Origin of the sequence: Shewanella sp. SR1 (assembly GCF_020447145.1) — a bacterium.
In the GTDB taxonomy this organism is placed as follows: domain Bacteria; phylum Pseudomonadota; class Gammaproteobacteria; order Enterobacterales; family Shewanellaceae; genus Shewanella; species Shewanella baltica.
The window spans coordinates 265,625-282,037 of the sequence record NZ_JAJAEF010000004.1 but is presented as its reverse complement, the minus strand read 5'-3'; the positions used below and the strand labels follow the sequence as shown (position 1 = coordinate 282,037).

At 47.1% G+C, this 16,413-nt stretch carries 12 protein-coding genes and 1 pseudogene; 9 read left to right on the top strand and 4 right to left on the bottom strand.

The window, feature by feature from the left end; all coding sequences use genetic code 11:
• Positions 1–114, top strand: a pseudogene (locus KV201_RS05840) (IS5/IS1182 family transposase); the annotation flags it as partial.
• 31 nt (positions 115–145) lie between these two features.
• Here KV201_RS05840 and KV201_RS05835 read toward each other — a convergent pair.
• The 3 genes from KV201_RS05835 to yiaY form a co-directional block, all read right to left on the bottom strand.
• The gene (locus KV201_RS05835) at positions 146–352 is read right to left on the bottom strand and encodes a hypothetical protein (RefSeq protein WP_006080844.1); all 207 of its coding nucleotides are present in this window, start codon (positions 350–352) and stop codon (positions 146–148) included.
• A 288-nt stretch (positions 353–640) separates the two neighbouring features.
• Entirely contained in the window at positions 641–1,006 is a 366-nt protein-coding gene (locus KV201_RS05830; RefSeq protein WP_006080845.1) for a hypothetical protein, read from the bottom strand.
• A gap of 860 nt (positions 1,007–1,866) precedes the next feature.
• Entirely contained in the window at positions 1,867–3,015 is a 1,149-nt protein-coding gene (yiaY, locus tag KV201_RS05825; protein ID WP_006085119.1) for an L-threonine dehydrogenase, read from the bottom strand.
• A 612-nt stretch (positions 3,016–3,627) separates the two neighbouring features.
• On the opposite strand from yiaY, the gene betI reads away from it, so the two are divergent.
• From betI to KV201_RS05795, 6 genes are all read left to right on the top strand, one after another.
• A complete protein-coding gene (gene betI, locus KV201_RS05820) occupies positions 3,628–4,233 on the top strand; it encodes a transcriptional regulator BetI (RefSeq protein ID WP_198572099.1) in 606 nt (201 codons plus the stop codon).
• Positions 4,224–5,687, top strand: coding sequence for a betaine-aldehyde dehydrogenase (betB, locus tag KV201_RS05815; protein ID WP_226058785.1), 1,464 nt, complete (start codon positions 4,224–4,226; stop codon positions 5,685–5,687). Before betI ends, betB begins: the two co-directional genes overlap by 10 nt.
• Positions 5,688–5,696: 9 nt before the next feature.
• Positions 5,697–7,382 carry a choline dehydrogenase gene (gene betA, locus KV201_RS05810; protein WP_226058784.1) on the top strand — a complete coding sequence of 562 codons (1,686 nt, stop codon included), beginning with the start codon at positions 5,697–5,699 and terminating at the stop codon, positions 7,380–7,382.
• A 390-nt stretch (positions 7,383–7,772) separates the two neighbouring features.
• Complete coding sequence (locus KV201_RS05805; protein WP_071939148.1) at positions 7,773–8,990, top strand: choline transporter; 1,218 nt, start codon at positions 7,773–7,775, stop codon at positions 8,988–8,990.
• Positions 8,991–9,004: 14 nt separating this feature from the next.
• Entirely contained in the window at positions 9,005–9,709 is a 705-nt protein-coding gene (locus KV201_RS05800) for a TorF family putative porin (RefSeq protein WP_107404099.1), read from the top strand.
• A 91-nt stretch (positions 9,710–9,800) separates the two neighbouring features.
• Entirely contained in the window at positions 9,801–10,277 is a 477-nt protein-coding gene (locus KV201_RS05795) for a MarR family winged helix-turn-helix transcriptional regulator (RefSeq protein WP_006080852.1), read from the top strand.
• Positions 10,278–10,405: 128 nt separating this feature from the next.
• Here the strand turns inward: KV201_RS05795 and KV201_RS05790 are convergent, their stop codons facing one another.
• Complete coding sequence (locus KV201_RS05790; RefSeq protein WP_226058783.1) at positions 10,406–11,035, bottom strand: peptidylprolyl isomerase; 630 nt, start codon at positions 11,033–11,035, stop codon at positions 10,406–10,408.
• A gap of 605 nt (positions 11,036–11,640) precedes the next feature.
• On the opposite strand from KV201_RS05790, the gene malQ reads away from it, so the two are divergent.
• Both malQ and glgB read left to right on the top strand, forming a co-directional pair.
• The gene (gene malQ / locus KV201_RS05785; protein WP_226058782.1) at positions 11,641–14,067 is read left to right on the top strand and encodes a 4-alpha-glucanotransferase; all 2,427 of its coding nucleotides are present in this window, start codon (positions 11,641–11,643) and stop codon (positions 14,065–14,067) included.
• 114 nt (positions 14,068–14,181) lie between these two features.
• A complete protein-coding gene (glgB, locus tag KV201_RS05780) occupies positions 14,182–16,413 on the top strand; it encodes a 1,4-alpha-glucan branching protein GlgB (protein WP_226058781.1) in 2,232 nt (743 codons plus the stop codon).

Genomic DNA, 16,413 nt, shown 5'->3' with positions numbered 1-16,413 from the left:
GGAAGAATTAAACACTATCGAGCAATATCAACAAGATATGACAAGCTAGCAAGAAATTACGCCAGTATGGTGTCACTGGCGTTTATGTTAATGTGGCTGCCGATGTATTGCTGAACAACATTTGTACAGCAAAGATCAACAGACCCTAGTCTTTGGTTAAATCTTCTTTTACCGATTTGACGGCATCCCGCGAGGCATGGCCTATGGCTTTGGTGGTGTCTCGAGTCGCGTGGCCTATCTCTGTGGTGACATCTTTAGTGGTTGTGCCTATGGCACGGCCTGCGTCCTTTAAATCCGCACAGGCGGATGTCGCGAGTAATAAAGGAATAATAATGAGCGTCGCTTTATTCATTGTGATGCTAATCCTCAATTTAAGTTCGTAACTCAATTTACTGGGCCTGCCAATTTTACAGTGCCAAATAACATTCGGGACAATATAACAGATCTTGAGCTGAATCACGCTATGGCACCATTATCTGCCGAGTTGTTGTCGTAATGTCTTTAGGCAAGTTTGAGCAAGAGGTGTGAAACGGATAGTGCGAAATGACGTCGGAGTTTAAATTTTATTAATTCAGCAAATAAAAACGCCAGTGGCGTTTTGCGCACTGGCGTCTAAGGTCGCTAAATAATACTGCAAAGATTATTCGAGTTTGGCTAAGCGTTGTTGATAGTCTTCAATCAGGTGCTGCATGATTTCTTCCGGTGCAGCATCGTCACAGCAATCATCTAAAAAGATTTTAAAGGTGACTAGGGCATGGCCGTCATTTTTGAGTCTGTCACTCTGCATCGAGAAGTAAGCATCTTCATTTTCGGCTTTACGAACCACGAACTTATTTGTTTCGAAGGACTTATCCCCAGAAAGCTCGTGCCACTTAGTGATGCGATTTAACGCGATTTCACAGGACTGGTTCATTTCAATATGATTTAACCAAGTAACGGGATGTTCAGGATCTTTGTAATGTGGACATCTAACTGTGTAGTTATATACATGGGTGATTGCAGTCATAGCGTACCTACCTGTTCGAGGATATTGTTGCCATCATAGGCATCGTTTTTGAATTCGGTCAATCATTAATTAAGTCTATTTAGCCTTGATGTTTTTTGACGGAGAAGGATAGTTACTGCATGAAAATTAACCATTTACTTAATCTGTCATGTCTCTATTTAGCATGAGTTTTATGCCAATAACTTTGTGCTAGATCTCAGTTTTGGGTGAAGTTTCGCTTTTGCTGAATTACTGATTAATAAAGCAACAACTTGGCCGTCAGTAAGTCTTATTGAGTGTAAGTGATAAAAAGAGTGAACCGCGGAGTAAGTAGGTTAATTAAGCTTTAGTGGGTGTAATACGATTAAGTACCAGCTTAAGTTGTCGCAGAGGAAACGCAGAAGGCAGAATGGACAGAGGCCCATTCGTTAGAACGGGCCTCTCAGCTGGCTTCATCTTTTGCAGGGAAAAAGCGAACTGGGGCCATCTTATCGGATCTGTAACAGTCTGTAACCCACAGAGATCACGTTTTTTATATCATTTTGCTATGAATATTTGAGGTTCAGATCCTTTCTTCTTGAATATGCAGATTTGTGAGTGTTTTGTCAGTGCAAAGGTGCATAGACACTGAGTTTTATGTTGGTTTTTGTTGCTCAATTTTTAAGATAGTAACTTACCTCACCATCTTGTCGATACCGGTATAAAAAAGGCCCCAATAGTGCAGCGATATTCTGCGCACTATTGGAGCCCAAAACGCATTCATTGGAGGATGAAGTCGTGTTTACGCACTAGCAGGACAATCAGTCCTTATCCAGCAAGTTAGCGCACTATTACTGTGCGATAACTTGCGATTGATAAAGTATGGCGATTACAGCGCACAATTACAGCGCATTAGTGAAGATCTGACAGATCTCCGCATGGGTCGCTTGTTTTGGATTGGTGAATCCACAGGCATCTTTTAACGCGTTATCCGCAAGTGTTGGAATATCTTCCGCTTTCACGCCTAACAAGGTCAGATTTTCTGGGATCTTAACCGCAACAGACAGCTTTTTGATTGCCGCTATCGCCGCACTGGCACCTTGCTCATCGGTCATGTTGGACACATCCACACCCATAGCCTTAGCAATGTCTTTTAAGCGAGCAGGGACGACCTGGGCGTTGTATTCCTGTACATGGGGCAGCAGCAGGGCGTTACACACACCGTGGGGCAGATCGTAGAAACCGCCTAACTGGTGCGCCATCGCATGCACATAACCTAAGCTGGCATTGTTAAAGGCCATACCCGCTAAGAATTGGGCGTAGGCCATTTGTTCACGGGCGTTGATGTCTTGACCGTTTTCAACCGCGTTGACTAAGTTAGCCTGAATCAATTCCATGGCCTTGATCGCACAGGCGTCGGTGATCGGGTTGGCAGCAATAGACACATAGGCTTCAACTGCGTGAGTCAGAGCATCCATACCGGTTGCGGCCGTGAGGCTCGCAGGCTTTTTCAGCATGAGCTCAGGGTCATTGACCGACAGCAAAGGCGTAGTGTGTTTATCGACAATCGCCATTTTAATGTGGCGGGCTTCGTCGGTAATGATACAGAAGCGCGTCATTTCACTGGCAGTACCTGCCGTCGTATTAATGGCCACTAATGGCAACTGTGGTTTTGCGGATTGATCTAACCCTTCGTAATCCTTAATGCTGCCGCCGTTGGTGGCAACAAGGGCGATACCTTTGGCGCAATCATGGGGTGAGCCGCCACCGAGTGAAATCACAAAGTCACACTTGTTGGCTTTTAACAGGGCTAAACCGGCTTCGACGTTCGTCACGGTTGGGTTAGGTTGTACGCCATCATAGATGGTGGAGGTAATGCCATTTTGACCAAGTTTTTCGGCCACTTCACCGACTAAGCCAATTTTGACTAAGGGTTTGTCTGTCACTATGAGTGCGTGCTTAAAGCCTAAGGTTTTGATGTCACCGATAGCGTCATCCACTGCGCCTTGGCCTAACACGTTGACAGAAGGAATAAAAAATTTAGCAGCCATAAAATCCACCTATTAATTTGCAAAGATAAATTTGTTTTCGTTTCTGATGTTCAAGTTACCAATTTGGAGGTAGTGAAAGTGTGAGCTTGATCGAGTTCAGCGCTTATCTGGGGCCAATTTCCCACTAAAGTTGGAACCCGGTAACTAAACTTCGGACTTTTATGACGGGTATCAGTGTCGGCGTACGGTATGGTTTTTCTGGATTGTTTGCGCCCGTGGTGATACATCATTTTTGAATATCTTTTACTGGTCTTTTTATCGCATTTTTGCCCCGTCTTTTAATCCAACATTTCACGGCTCAATTGTTAAATCTAACAGAGGTCAAACCTCACTAATACTCTCGTTCGTAGCACTATTTTCAGCTAATTAGTTTGACATCTAATATTAATTTATGCGTGCTGCTGTGGTTGTGGTAGGGCCGTAAGTCAAAGAAATCTATACATTTATCTTGTTTTTACAGATTAATTCTTTTTTACATAACTAACTTGTGAGCTTTATCACTGTGCTATTTTAGGTTGATAGTTACATCACTAATCATTATCATGATTGTTAATTGAACGTTCAATTAACGTCGTTCAGAGTATTGAGAGAGTGGTTATTCCTTGAGTATTTATGCCTAAAACCGCCATGAAATTGATACGCAGACAGCAGCTTATTGATGCGACATTAGCATCGGTTGCCTTGCATGGATTGCAGCACACGACCATCAACAGCATTAGTCAGTTGGCGGGGATGTCGTCGGGGATCATCAGTCATTATTTCAGTGGTAAGCAGGGCTTGATCCAAGCGACGCTGCGCCACTTGCTCGAGCAGTTAAAGCAAGCGTTGCTCAATCGAATCCAAGGACAAGTGTTGGCGCCAACAGAGCGCTTAATGATGATAGTTGAAGCGAATTTTACCGAGTTACAGCGCTCACGAAATGTCACTCACACTTGGCTGAGTTTTTGGGCACAGGCCGTCCACGATCCCCAGTTAGCCCGTTTGCAGAATATTAATAGTCGCCGCTTATACAGCAACTTACATTTTTCCTTTCGGCACGTGTTGCCCAAAGAGTTTGCCCTGATGGCTGCTGAGCAAACGGCGGCGATGATCGATGGATTTTGGTTACGCAGCGCCTTAAGTGAAACCCCTGAACAGGATTTTGTTCAGGCCGAAAAATTATGCAAAACCTTTATCCACAATGTGATAAAGCAGCATGGAGTCAAAACATGTCAGTAGAAGTACAGTACAACTTTATTGCGGGTCAGTTGCTCGCTAACGATAGCGGCGAAACCTTCGACGTCGTCAATCCTGCCACAGGGCAATTGGCGTACCGAGTGCAAGTGGCTGATGAGAAAATTCAGCAAGCGGCCATCGAGAGCGCCAAAAAAGGCTTTGCGATTTGGTCTGCCATGAGTGCCACCGAACGCAGTCGTATTCTATTAAACGCGGTCGCATTATTGCGCGATCGTAATGATGAACTCGCGGCAATCGAAGTGCGCGACACAGGTAAACCTTGGCAAGAAGCCTCAGTGGTTGATGTGGTCACAGGAGCAGATGCCATCGAGTTTTTCGCCCATATTGCCCCTGGGCTTGAAGGCGCGCAGCAGCAAGTCGGTGGAGATTTTTATTACACCCGCCGTGAGCCTTTAGGCATTTGTGCTGGTATTGGCGCTTGGAATTACCCATTACAAATCGCCTGTTGGAAGGCCGCTCCTGCATTAGCCAGCGGCAATGTGATGATTTTTAAACCTTCGGAAGAAACACCGCTTGGCGCACTGAAATTAGCGCAACTCTTAAGTGAGGCGGGTTTGCCCGATGGCGTATTTAACGTCGTGATGGGCGATGGTAAGGTTGGCGCTTGGTTAACGGGACATCCGGATATTGCCAAAGTGTCTTTCACTGGTGAAGTCGGTACTGGCAAAAAAGTCATGGCCGCAGCAGCAAGTTCATTAAAAGACGTCACTATGGAACTCGGCGGTAAATCACCGCTTATCGTGTTTGATGATGCTGATATCGACAATGCGGTTTCAGGTGCCATGCTCGGTAACTTCTATACTCAAGGTGAAGTCTGCACCAATGGGACGCGAGTGTTTGTCCATGAGTCTGTTTATCAAGACTTTATTGAGAAGCTGCTTGCCCGTACCCAAGCCAATATTGTGGTGGGCGATCCTATGGCGCCAGAGACTAACTTTGGCGCGTTGATTTCCAAAGATCATCAGCAAAAAGTGCTCGATTATATTCAGCAAGGTATCGATGACGGCGCAACTCTGCTCACTGGTGGCACAGCGTTAACGCCTGATAATGCTCCCAATGGTTACTTTATCGCCCCAACCATTTTCACCGATTGCACCGACGAGATGCGTATCTGCCAAGAGGAAATCTTTGGCCCTGTGATGTCGGTACTCACCTTTAAAGATGAAGCCGAAGTGATTGCTCGGGCAAACAATACCGCCATGGGCCTAGCTGCTGGGGTGTTCACCCAAGATATCAGCCGTGCCCATCGGGTTATTCATCAGTTACAAGCGGGTATTTGCTGGATCAATGCCTATGGTGCATCGCCAGCAGAAATGCCAGTAGGTGGGTATAAGTTGTCGGGTATTGGCCGTGAAAACGGTAGCGAGACACTCAAGCATTACACTCAAGTTAAAGCCGTTTACGTGGGTCTACAGCCCTTAGAAAGCCCATTTTAAGGAGGCATTTTGGCCCATTCACTCCAGCAAAAATATTATAACTACATCATAGTCGGCGCCGGTTCTGCAGGGTGTGTGCTCGCTAATCGTCTGTCTAAGGATCCTAAAAACGAAGTACTGTTATTAGAAACCGGTGGCAGCGATAAGAGCATCTTTATTCAGATGCCGACGGCGTTATCGATTCCGATGAACAGCCCTAAATATGCTTGGCAGTTTGAGACGCAGCCAGAGCCACATTTAGATAATCGCAAGATGCATTGCCCTCGGGGCAAAGTGCTTGGCGGTTCATCGTCGATCAACGGCATGGTGTATGTCCGTGGTCATGCCAGGGACTTTGATGAGTGGCAGGCGCAAGGGGCGACCAACTGGGATTACAGCCATTGCTTACCGTACTTTAAAAAGGCAGAAACCTGGGCCTTTGGTGGCGATGAGTATCGCGGCGAGTCTGGGCCGTTAGGCGTGAATAACGGCAACCAGATGCAAAATCCCTTATACCAAGCCTTTGTGGATGCGGGCATTGCGGCGGGGTATTTATCGACCGCCGATTATAATGCGGCGCAGCAAGAAGGTTTTGGTCCCATGCACATGACGGTCAAAAAAGGCGTGCGTTGGTCTACCGCTAATGCTTATTTACGCCCGGCGATGGCCAGACGTAATCTCACTGTGTTGACCCACACCTTAGTGCATAAAGTGTTATTGGAAGGGCAAGCGGCCGTTGGCGTTCGCATTGAGCACAAAGGTAAAGTTGAAGATATTCGTTGTAATAAAGAAGTGATTTTAGCTGCTGGATCAATAGGTTCGCCGCATTTACTGCAATTATCAGGTATTGGCGATCCCCAAGTATTGGCCGATGCAGGGGTCGAGTTACAACATGAGTTGCCCGGTGTCGGTCAGAATTTACAGGATCATTTAGAGTTTTATTTCCAATTCAAATGCCTTAAACCGATTTCACTCAATGGCAAGTTAGATCCTTTCAGCAAGTTCTTAATCGGTGCCCGTTGGATTTTAGATAAGTCTGGCCTAGGGGCCACGAATCACTTTGAATCCTGTGGTTTTATTCGCTCAAAAGCGGGGCTTGAGTGGCCAGATTTGCAGTACCACTTTTTACCTGCGGCTATGCGCTACGATGGTAGAGAAGCCTTTGCGGGCCATGGTTTTCAGGTGCATGTGGGCCATAACAAGCCTAAAAGCCGTGGTGCCGTGACCTTAGTGTCGGCAGATCCTAAAGCGCCACCTAAGATCCAGTTTAATTATTTACAGCATCCGGATGATATTGAAGGCTTTAGAGCCTGTGTGCGTTTGACCCGTGAGATCATCAATCAAGCGCCATTCGATGAGTATCGCGGTGAAGAAATTCAACCCGGCACACAAGTGCAAACCGATGCGCAAATCGATGCCTTTGTGCGCCAATCGGTTGAGAGTGCTTATCATCCTTCTTGCTCGTGCAAGATGGGCACAGATGCGATGGCGGTGGTGGATCCTGAAACCCGCGTGCATGGATTGCAGAATTTACGAGTGGTGGATTCTTCTATTTTCCCGACTATCCCGAACGGTAATTTAAACGCGCCGACCATCATGTTGGCTGAGCGCGCCGCGGATATGATTTTAGAGGCTGAGATGTTAGCGCCAGCAGATTCCGCCGTTGTGGTTGCCGACGCTTGGCAAACCACACAAAGAAGCACTGCGACAAGTTAACGGCGCAAGTTAACGCCATAAGTGCAAAACATGCCTGCTCGGTCCATCTTATCGATGGACTGGCGGCTGCAACTTTGAAATGACTCATTAATTGATGACTCAAAACTCATTAATTGATTACTCAAAATAAGGGTCATGATTCATTTTATCTAAAGGGTCGGTCAGCCCGCAGTGAGTGTGCAAATGATCACTTTCACGACTGAACATCTATCAGGGTTTAACTATCGCAGAGCGCTTTTTAAGTAGCGATATTTAAGGCTTGAGGGCAGAGCGCTGCCTTTAAAAATGATTCAGTTTTTTATTATTAAATAAAAACATGGAGTTACATTTTATGGATTCATATCCTCATGCCTACTTATATCCAGTATCGACTGGGACGGAGTGCATCCTATGACCTGGTTATTATCCGCAGGGATACTGTTCACTTTTACCGCGATTGCGTTTGTGATTTATCGCTGGGGTAACATTCGCTGTATCGGTGTGACGCCTGTGCGTACGTTTACCTTTATCGCGATTCTGTTCACCTCTGGCCTTGATGTCGGCTTGATCATGTTTCCGCTGACCGAGTTTGCCGGCTATGCCAATGTGGCGGCGAGTCCTGAATACGGCTTTACCAATCCGCTGGCGATTGAGTTTGGCTTTTGGGCCTTCTTGATTTGGGGTTTCTACTTTTTAACCTGCTTCTATTTTTGTGTGATTGAACCTAGGGTGAAGTTCTTCGACATTCCTTTGGTCAAGTTCATTAATAATATCGTGATTATTGGTACCTGTGCCTTTACCGCCTATTTGTTATTAAGCAATTTGCCCTGGTACTTACCCGAATTAGGTGATGGCGAAACCATAGTCGGTAGCTTTTATTTAATCGTATTTATGGTGATCGCCGCGGCGGTGTATTCCAGCACTAGCATACGTTATGTGCGTATTTTGAGCTTAGCCAGCACTTGGTTATTTTTAGGCTTGATTGCCATGATGTGGGCCAGTGCATTTTTATCGGCTGACTCGAGTGTGGGCGAGTTCTTTACGACCTTTGCCATGCTGGGCGACTACTTCGGCAATATTCAACATTTTGTGTTACCCATCAACGACTACCATGAGTTTTATCTGTTCTGGTGGTTTGCGTGGAGCATTATGATTGGTCAATTTACCTCGCGCTTTGTCGGCGGGATGAAAACCTATCAAGTGCTGCTGGCCATGATGGTGTTTCCGTCTATTCCCATCGCTATCTGGTTCACTGTGCTTTATTACTACAGCGCCAATGGGTTAGATACCTCGGGCTTCTATAATCTGGCGATGGTGATTGTAGGGGTGACCTTTGTGATTAACTCACTCGACTCACTGGTACGCCTGTATACCGACAATCTTAATCTGACGATTGAGCGTTTAGGCAAGCTTAAATATGTCAGCTTTAACTTAGTGTTGCTCTGCAGTCTGACATTACTCTTTCAATTAGACTTTCTTCAAATTCAATGGGTTGGTGCAATCGCACTGGGCCTGATCTTTAGCTGTTTTGGTTACATCATGATGACGCAATTGCAAACAGTTCGTGCCATTGAGCGCTCGCCAAAAGAGAACAAAATCGACTTTACTAAAATTGAGCTAGCTAACTAATGGAAAAATTAATAATGAAATCAAAATGTTTTTATCTTGTCGCTGGTGGATTGTTATTGATGTCGACTGCTGCGAATGCCGGATTATCGGCCACTGTGACGGCGACGTCGGATTACACTTTTAACGGTGTCAGCCAAACGGACAACGGCCCAGCACTGCAAGGCAGTCTGGATTACGGTTTTGATTCGGGATGGTACGTGGGCGGCTTTACCTCGAACGTCGACTTTGGTGGCAGCGATGACACTTGGTTAGAGCTCGATGCCTATGCGGGTAAGTACTTTCAGCTTAACAAGCAACTGAGTCTCGATGTCGGGCTGGCCTATTACACCTACCACGGGGACTCTTTCTCAGATGAATACAACTATCCTGAGCTGTATAGCAAGCTAGGTTACGACACTTCCCTTGGCCACTCTGAAGCTAAGTTAACCTACACATGGGACTACTTTGGTTTGGGCGGCGGACATTACACTATGTTGCTCGGCCATACGATTAGCGTTGCCGAAGGCCATGATATTCGCTTCAGTGTTGACCGCTCGACGTCACTCGATGAAGACAAATGGCCATGGGATGGCGGTAAATCCTTTAATCACTTCCGCGTTGCCTATATGACCAGCTGGAGCGGCTTTGATTTCAGCCTTGCCGCTGAAGATACCAGCATGAACTTAGATACCAGTGACGAGCGCCTGGTGTTGTCGGTATCGCGCCAATTCATGTTGTAATGTAAGGGACTTTTACCATAAAAGTGCCTCCTCTTGGTGAGTTCAGTCGCGCTTTCTGGTAAGGTGCACTGGACAACTGGGACGGGACATTATGGAAAAGTACGAACAACTGCTCATTTCGCTGCGTCGAGTGATACGCGCTATCGACATTCATTCTCGCCAGCTGAACAAACATTCAGGTTTAACTGGGCCGCAATTGATGGTGATGCAAAAAATCGCCCAATTGGATGCGCCATTGGCGAAAACTGTGGCGGAAGAGATCACGCTGAGCCCTGCGACTGTGACGACCATTATCGATCGACTCGAGGGCCGTGGTTTAGTGATCCGTTTGCGCAGTGAGACTGATAAACGTAAGGTGCATTTATACCTAAGCGATGCGGGCCGAGCGCTGTTACAGGACTCGCCAAAACCGTTACAGGATCATTTTATTAAGCGTTATCAGAATCTTGAAGAATGGGAGCAGAGTCAATTGCTCTCTGCCGTTGAGCGTATCGCGACTATGATGGACGCCGATAAAATTGATGCGGCGCCTATGCTCTTGGTCGGGAAGATCCAAGGCGACGAGTAATCGTTTAGATCATGTTTTAAATGATTAGACGTTAAAATCGATTCGTTTTTAAAATGAAAAAGCACTGAATCTTCAGTGCTTTTTTGCTTTTAACTCGATGTCGTTTAGTTGTGCGTCTTTTTAGATGCTTAAGCTGCAGGGCAGCTTGTTTTAGCCACAGAGTTAATCAGAATTTCTTGTACTGGCGTGTTGGCGAAACCACCGCTACTTTTTGTCGGAACTATGCTTATCTGATCCGCCACATCCATGCCGTCAACCACTTTGCCAAACACGGCATAACCAAATTCGCTAGCGGACGCATCCAGATCGGGATTATCTAGCACATTGATAAAGAACTGTGATGTTGCAGAATCTGGCACTGTGGTTCTAGCCATCGCGATAGTGCCACGTTTGTTGCTAATACCGACAGCGGCTTCATTCTTGATGGGCGCATCGCCTGGTTTGCTTTTGAGCCCTGTGGTAAAACCGCCGCCTTGGATCATAAAGTTATTAACGGTTCTATGGAATAAGGTGCCGTTATAGAAAGACTTATCAACATACTGCTTAAAGTTTTTACCTGTGATGGGCATGTTCGTTAAGTCAATGGCGAGTGTGATATCGCCTTTTGTGGTTTTCATTAAATAACACACATCCGCAGCTAAGGCTGGCGGAGTGGGATCGGGCGTCGGTGGCGTTGGCGTTAGATCACCATCAGTACTTCCTTCACAACCGGTTAAGGCTATGCAGCCGACAAACAGTAATCCTGATAACTTCTTCATTTCATATCCTTATTCTCAATCATCATTGGGGAGTTTCTGCTTTAGCGTTCCATCGAGCGAGCCTCTGGCGGATAAGCGAGGGCATATCAGGCTCCATGAATGTAATGTTGTTATTATGTTTCTACGCTGTAGCGAGATGAGATGTTGACAGAGGAGAGATAGGCTGTTCAAGTTATAAAGTGCAATTGATACAAAGTGTTGCACCGAACTCACTAGTCGATATGTTTTGGGTCTTATTCATTGGGTTTTAGTTCGAATGCTATGACATATAAATGTCTTACGCCTGTCATGTTATTTCTATGCCTTAGTTCCCTGAACAGTGTTTGTCTTTTGTAACTGCCTCTCGTGACTGCCTTTCGTCAATGCCTTGGGAAGCATGCTTGCCCTCTTGCTGAACGCATGCCCCAAGTTGGTGCGTTCCATGTTTATTATTTCGATTGTCACTGCGCGCGAACATAACTGAGTGCTTCTAGTAAGTTACTGATTTTTTGAAAAAGTTTTTTGTTATTTCTCTGAAATATTTATGTCATCTTCTTGTTACTTTTGGTTGGCATGGTTACTGTATATCTAAAGCTATGGATGAGCGGTCGCGGGGGCGACAAAATATGGGGCTGGAAAAGTTGCTATATTTGCGGGGGGTTGGAGCAGAATTTACTGATTGTTTTGGCCAAGAGATCCATATTTCCGAGGTAGACAGGCAAGGTATCTTGACCTGTATGTTACAGGAAAAAAACACTGTGGCAGGGACTGCCATTGATGCTTCTGCTACAGAGGCGTTATCGAGTGATGCTGGGCTGACTAACGTCGATGCGGTATTGACCGAAGCGCTGATCGCCTCACAAATTGACTTGCTGGATGCCCGTCCTTGGACTCAGGTTCTACCTGAATTCCATTGGTGTTTCGTGGATGAACCTTGGATAAGCCTTTGTTTACCTGAAACCTATACCTCAGATCTGAGTGTGGCGATTGAATGCGAACAGGGTGAGTCTATCGTATTTGATGTGCCGTTCTCGGCGCTTAAGTCGATTGGCGATTACCGTATTGAACAAACGCTTTATCTCCATTATCGCCTTGATCTTACGCAACTGGGATTAGCACGCCTCGATTTAGCTGAGGCCAAGACCCAAGCTTCCCCTGAACATTCAATGCCCGCTGAGACTGAGGCGGTGAATTTAGCGTCCTATTTCCTGAGCAGCCAAGAGTTCACTAACAACCCAGCCTTAATCAAAAACCAAGACTCATTTGCGCATGCAGCTGACAAAAATGCGAGTGATTTCTCTGTGTTAGGTTTGGGCTTTCATCGCATAGCTTTAAGCTTAAAACATGCCCTAGAGATAAGTGCACAAGCGCCAAGCTCGTCGCTACAGAGCAGTGTGACGGCAGAGGCTGATACCAGCACCTTGTTTTCTGGCACCTTAATGGTGGCACCGCGGGCCGCTTATCAAGGCGTACTCACGGCTGTCGCCCAAGGTAAGCGCCATAAACCTTGGGGGATCAGCGTTCAACTCTACAGTTTACGCAGCGAGAGCCAGTGGGGCATCGGTGACTTTGGCGATTTAGAACAACTGATCGCGCTGGTGGCGGCGCAGGGCGCGGATTTCATTCAACTCAATCCCTTGCATGCCCTCGACATTGCGGCGCCAGAGCATCCGAGTCCCTATAGTCCGTGCGATCGCCGCAGACTCAATCCTCTTTATATTCAATTACAAAGCGTTCCTGAATACCAAGCACTTACCACTGAATTTTCAAGCGCTACTTGGATAGAGGCCATCGCCTTACTGAATCGTGACAATTGGCTCGATTATCCTAAGGTGAGTGAGCTCAAATACCGTGCCTTTGAGCAGTTATATCGCGTTTTTTGTGAAACCCATTTAGCAAACGACACGCCCAGAGCGCAAAGATTCCATGAGTTTGTGCGTGAGCAGGGCACTGCGCTGCAAGAGTTTGCTCAAGCGGAATACTTACGTAGCCCAAAAGCGTTTGTACAAGAGGAAGGTTTCTATCTTTACCTGCAATTTGTGGCCGAAAACCAGTTACACCTTTGCCAGCTAAAAGCGAAAGAAGTGGGCATGGGGTTGGGATTAATCCGTGATTTGGCCGTTGGCGCAGCGCTGCAGGGCAGTGAAGTACAGGCCAATGCCGAGCAGTTTTGTTTGCATGCCAGTATCGGCGCACCGCCCGATCCCTTTGCGCCCCAAGGGCAAAATTGGGGCTTAACGCCCCTCGATCCGGTGAAGTTAAAACAACATAATTTCAGTCATTTTATCTCCTTGATCCGTGCCAATATGGAAAGCTGTGGCGCCTTGCGTATCGATCACGTGATGGGCTTACTGCGCCTCTGGTGGTGGCCACTGGATAAACAACTCGGCCACGGTGCCTATGTGTATTATCCCGTTGAAACCATGCTCGCCATCGTTTGCCTTGAGAGTCAACGCGCCCGCTGTGTGGTGATTGGTGAAGACTTAGGGCTAGTGCCGCCGGACATTATTCATCGTCTCTACACTTCTGGCATTTACTCCAACGAATTGTTCTATTTCTGCAAAGACCATCAAGGCTTTAAATCACCGGATCAATACAAGTCCCAGAGCCTGATGATGCTGGCGAACCACGATGTACCGACTTTAGTAGCTTGGTGGTGTGGCAGCGATTTGCACCTGCGTCGACAGTTATCCCTATTTGATTCTGACGAACAATTGGGCGATGCGCTCGCAGGGCGGGAGCATGAAAAGCAGCAGCTTATTTCACTGTTAGTCGCTCAAGGTCTGTTAGCCGAGGTGACGATAGCCGAACTCGATATTCAAACCTTGCTCACGGCTTGGATGACCCTAGGTGCTCGCGGAAATAGTGCGCTGTACAGCGTGCAACTGTGTGATTTATTAGCCGATCGCCATGCGGTGAACATTCCCGGCACTTGGCTCGAATATCCTAACTGGCAGCGCCGCTTGCCGCTGAGTTTAACGCAAGTGTCGGCTTCGCCGGAGATACTGCAGCGATTACAAAATATCGCTGCGGCGAGACAGCTGCCGAGCTAATGCTGCTGATCCAGTGCCACATTATGCCATCCCTAAAGGTTCGATAATTAGGAGGTGTTATGCGGATAAAGAGTGCCAATTTGCAAGTTTAATTGACTGATAAACGGAAGAAAAATGATGACTCAAGCCAATGCCTATTTCTACGATGGCGCCGACGTCGCCCTACTTAATGGTCAATACACTGATGTTTTTTCGCTTTTGGGTATGCACAGTGCCAACGAGGGTAAGGCATTAATTGTTCGTTGTTTTTTACGCAATGCCCTCAGTGTGGATGTGATCAGCATTAAAGATGGCCGCAAAGTAGCGAGTCTGGACAAAGTCAACGAGCAGGGACTGTTCGCCGGTACTCTGGGGCGACGCGTCAAACCGTTTCTCTATTTGCTGCGGGTAGAATACCCCCTGTGTCAGCTAGATATAGTCGACCCTTATCAGTTTGATTCACTGCTCAATAGTGACGATATTTACCTGTTTGGTGAAGGCAGCGCCGAGCGCGCCTATGAGTTTTTAGGCGCCAACTGGCGTCAGACCCAAGGCGTTGAAGGTGTGCATTTTTGTGTGTGGGCACCCAATGCCAAACGGGTTTCTGTGGTGGGGGATTTCAACCATTGGGACGATACTCGCCATGTAATGCGCCAACATCTTGCCAATGGTTTGTGGGAGCTATTTCTGCCCAATGTGGTTGAAGGCGCCCACTATAAGTTTGATTTGGTTTACCAAAATGGTGAGCGTCATACCAAGTCCGACCCCATGGCGACTCAAATGGAATGCGCGCCCCATAATGCTTCTATCGTGCCCCCAAAAGCCCATCACAGTTGGAATGATACCGCTTGGATGAGTAAGCGAGCGGCGACTGCTTGGCATAAAGCGCCCATGTCGGCCTACGAAGTGCACTTAGGTTCGTGGCGTCGTAAGGGAGAGCAAGGCGAGCAATATCTTGATTATCAAGACTTGATTGAACAGCTTATTCCCTATGTGAAGGAGCAAGGTTTTACCCACATTGAACTGATGCCGATCAGCGAGTTTCCCTTCGATGGTTCGTGGGGATATCAGCCTGTGGGTCTCTATGCACCGACCCACAGATTTGGCGATGCCAATGGGTTAAAAGCCTTTGTGGATGCCTGCCATCAGGCGGGAATTGGTATCATCCTCGATTGGGTGTCGGCGCATTTTCCTAAGGATCCCCACGGCTTAGTGCGTTTCGATGGCACTTGTTTGTATGAGCATGAAGATCCTCGCAAGGGCACACATCCCGATTGGGATACCTTGATTTATAACTATGATCGCGGTGAAGTGCGCAGCTTCTTGTTGAGTAATGCCTGTTACTGGCTGCGGGAGTTTCATTTTGATGGTCTGCGTCTCGATGCCGTGTCTTCTATGTTGTATCTCGATTACAGCCGCGAGCCGGGCCAATGGCTGCCTAATGCCTATGGTGGACGGGAGAATCTCGAAGCCATTAGTTTCTTACAAATTTTGAATCAACGCCTATACCAAGCTTTCCCCGGCATTTGCATGATCGCCGAAGAGTCCACCGCCTTTGCGGGGGTGACTAAACCGACGGATCAGCAAGGTCTCGGCTTTGGCTTTAAATGGAACATGGGCTGGATGAATGACAGCTTAGGCTACTTAGGCCGAGATCCGCTTTACCGCCAATTCCACCATCATCAATTGACCTTCAGTTTGATGTACGCCTATACCGAGCAATTTATGCTGTCCGTGAGTCACGATGAAGTGGTCCATGGTAAGGGCTCGTTGCTGCATAAAATTCCCGGTGACGATTGGCAGAAATTTGCGACCCTGCGTGCTTATTACGGTTTTATGTGGGGGCATCCCGGTAAGAAATTACTCTTTATGGGCTGCGAGTTTGGTCAGCGAAATGAGTGGAACCATAACCAGAGTTTAGATTGGCACTTATTGGCCTATGAACCGCACCAAGGTGTGCAACGTTGGCTTAAAGATCTCAATCACTTATATCAAGCCATGCCTGCTTTATCGGTTCAAGATTACGAGGGGGCAGGATTCAGTTGGCTAGATTGTGAAAATAGCCGCGACAGCATCTTTACTTTTGTGCGTTACGGGTTAGCGGGTGATGCGCCGTTAGTGTTTGTCATCAATATGACACCCCAATTGCATACTGGATTCCGTATTGGTTTGCCCCTGGCGAGGGATTACCGCGAATACCTGAATAGCGATAGCCAGATTTATGGTGGCAGTAACCAAGGTAATGCGGGCACTGTCGTTGCTGAGTCGCTGCCGTGGCAGGGCATGGCGCAGAGCGCGCTGATCACTGTGCCGCCCTTAGGTTGCCTAGTGATAGGGCCTGTAACTGGATTGGCTGAGGCGAACTAG

Excerpts from the sequence above, each read along its gene's own strand:
- betI (WP_198572099.1), top strand. The coding sequence starts at position 3,628 with ATGCCTAAAACCGCCATGAAATTGATACGCAGACAGCAGCTTATTGAT.
- KV201_RS05790 (WP_226058783.1), bottom strand. The coding sequence starts at position 11,035 with ATGAAGAAGTTATCAGGATTACTGTTTGTCGGCTGCATAGCCTTAACC.
- betB (WP_226058785.1), top strand. The coding sequence starts at position 4,224 with ATGTCAGTAGAAGTACAGTACAACTTTATTGCGGGTCAGTTGCTCGCT.
- KV201_RS05805 (WP_071939148.1), top strand. The coding sequence starts at position 7,773 with ATGACCTGGTTATTATCCGCAGGGATACTGTTCACTTTTACCGCGATT.
- KV201_RS05800 (WP_107404099.1), top strand. The coding sequence starts at position 9,005 with ATGAAATCAAAATGTTTTTATCTTGTCGCTGGTGGATTGTTATTGATG.
- malQ (WP_226058782.1), top strand. The coding sequence starts at position 11,641 with ATGGGGCTGGAAAAGTTGCTATATTTGCGGGGGGTTGGAGCAGAATTT.
- yiaY (WP_006085119.1), bottom strand. The coding sequence starts at position 3,015 with ATGGCTGCTAAATTTTTTATTCCTTCTGTCAACGTGTTAGGCCAAGGC.
- KV201_RS05795 (WP_006080852.1), top strand. The coding sequence starts at position 9,801 with ATGGAAAAGTACGAACAACTGCTCATTTCGCTGCGTCGAGTGATACGC.
- glgB (WP_226058781.1), top strand. The coding sequence starts at position 14,182 with ATGATGACTCAAGCCAATGCCTATTTCTACGATGGCGCCGACGTCGCC.
- KV201_RS05835 (WP_006080844.1), bottom strand. The coding sequence starts at position 352 with ATGAATAAAGCGACGCTCATTATTATTCCTTTATTACTCGCGACATCC.
- KV201_RS05830 (WP_006080845.1), bottom strand. The coding sequence starts at position 1,006 with ATGACTGCAATCACCCATGTATATAACTACACAGTTAGATGTCCACAT.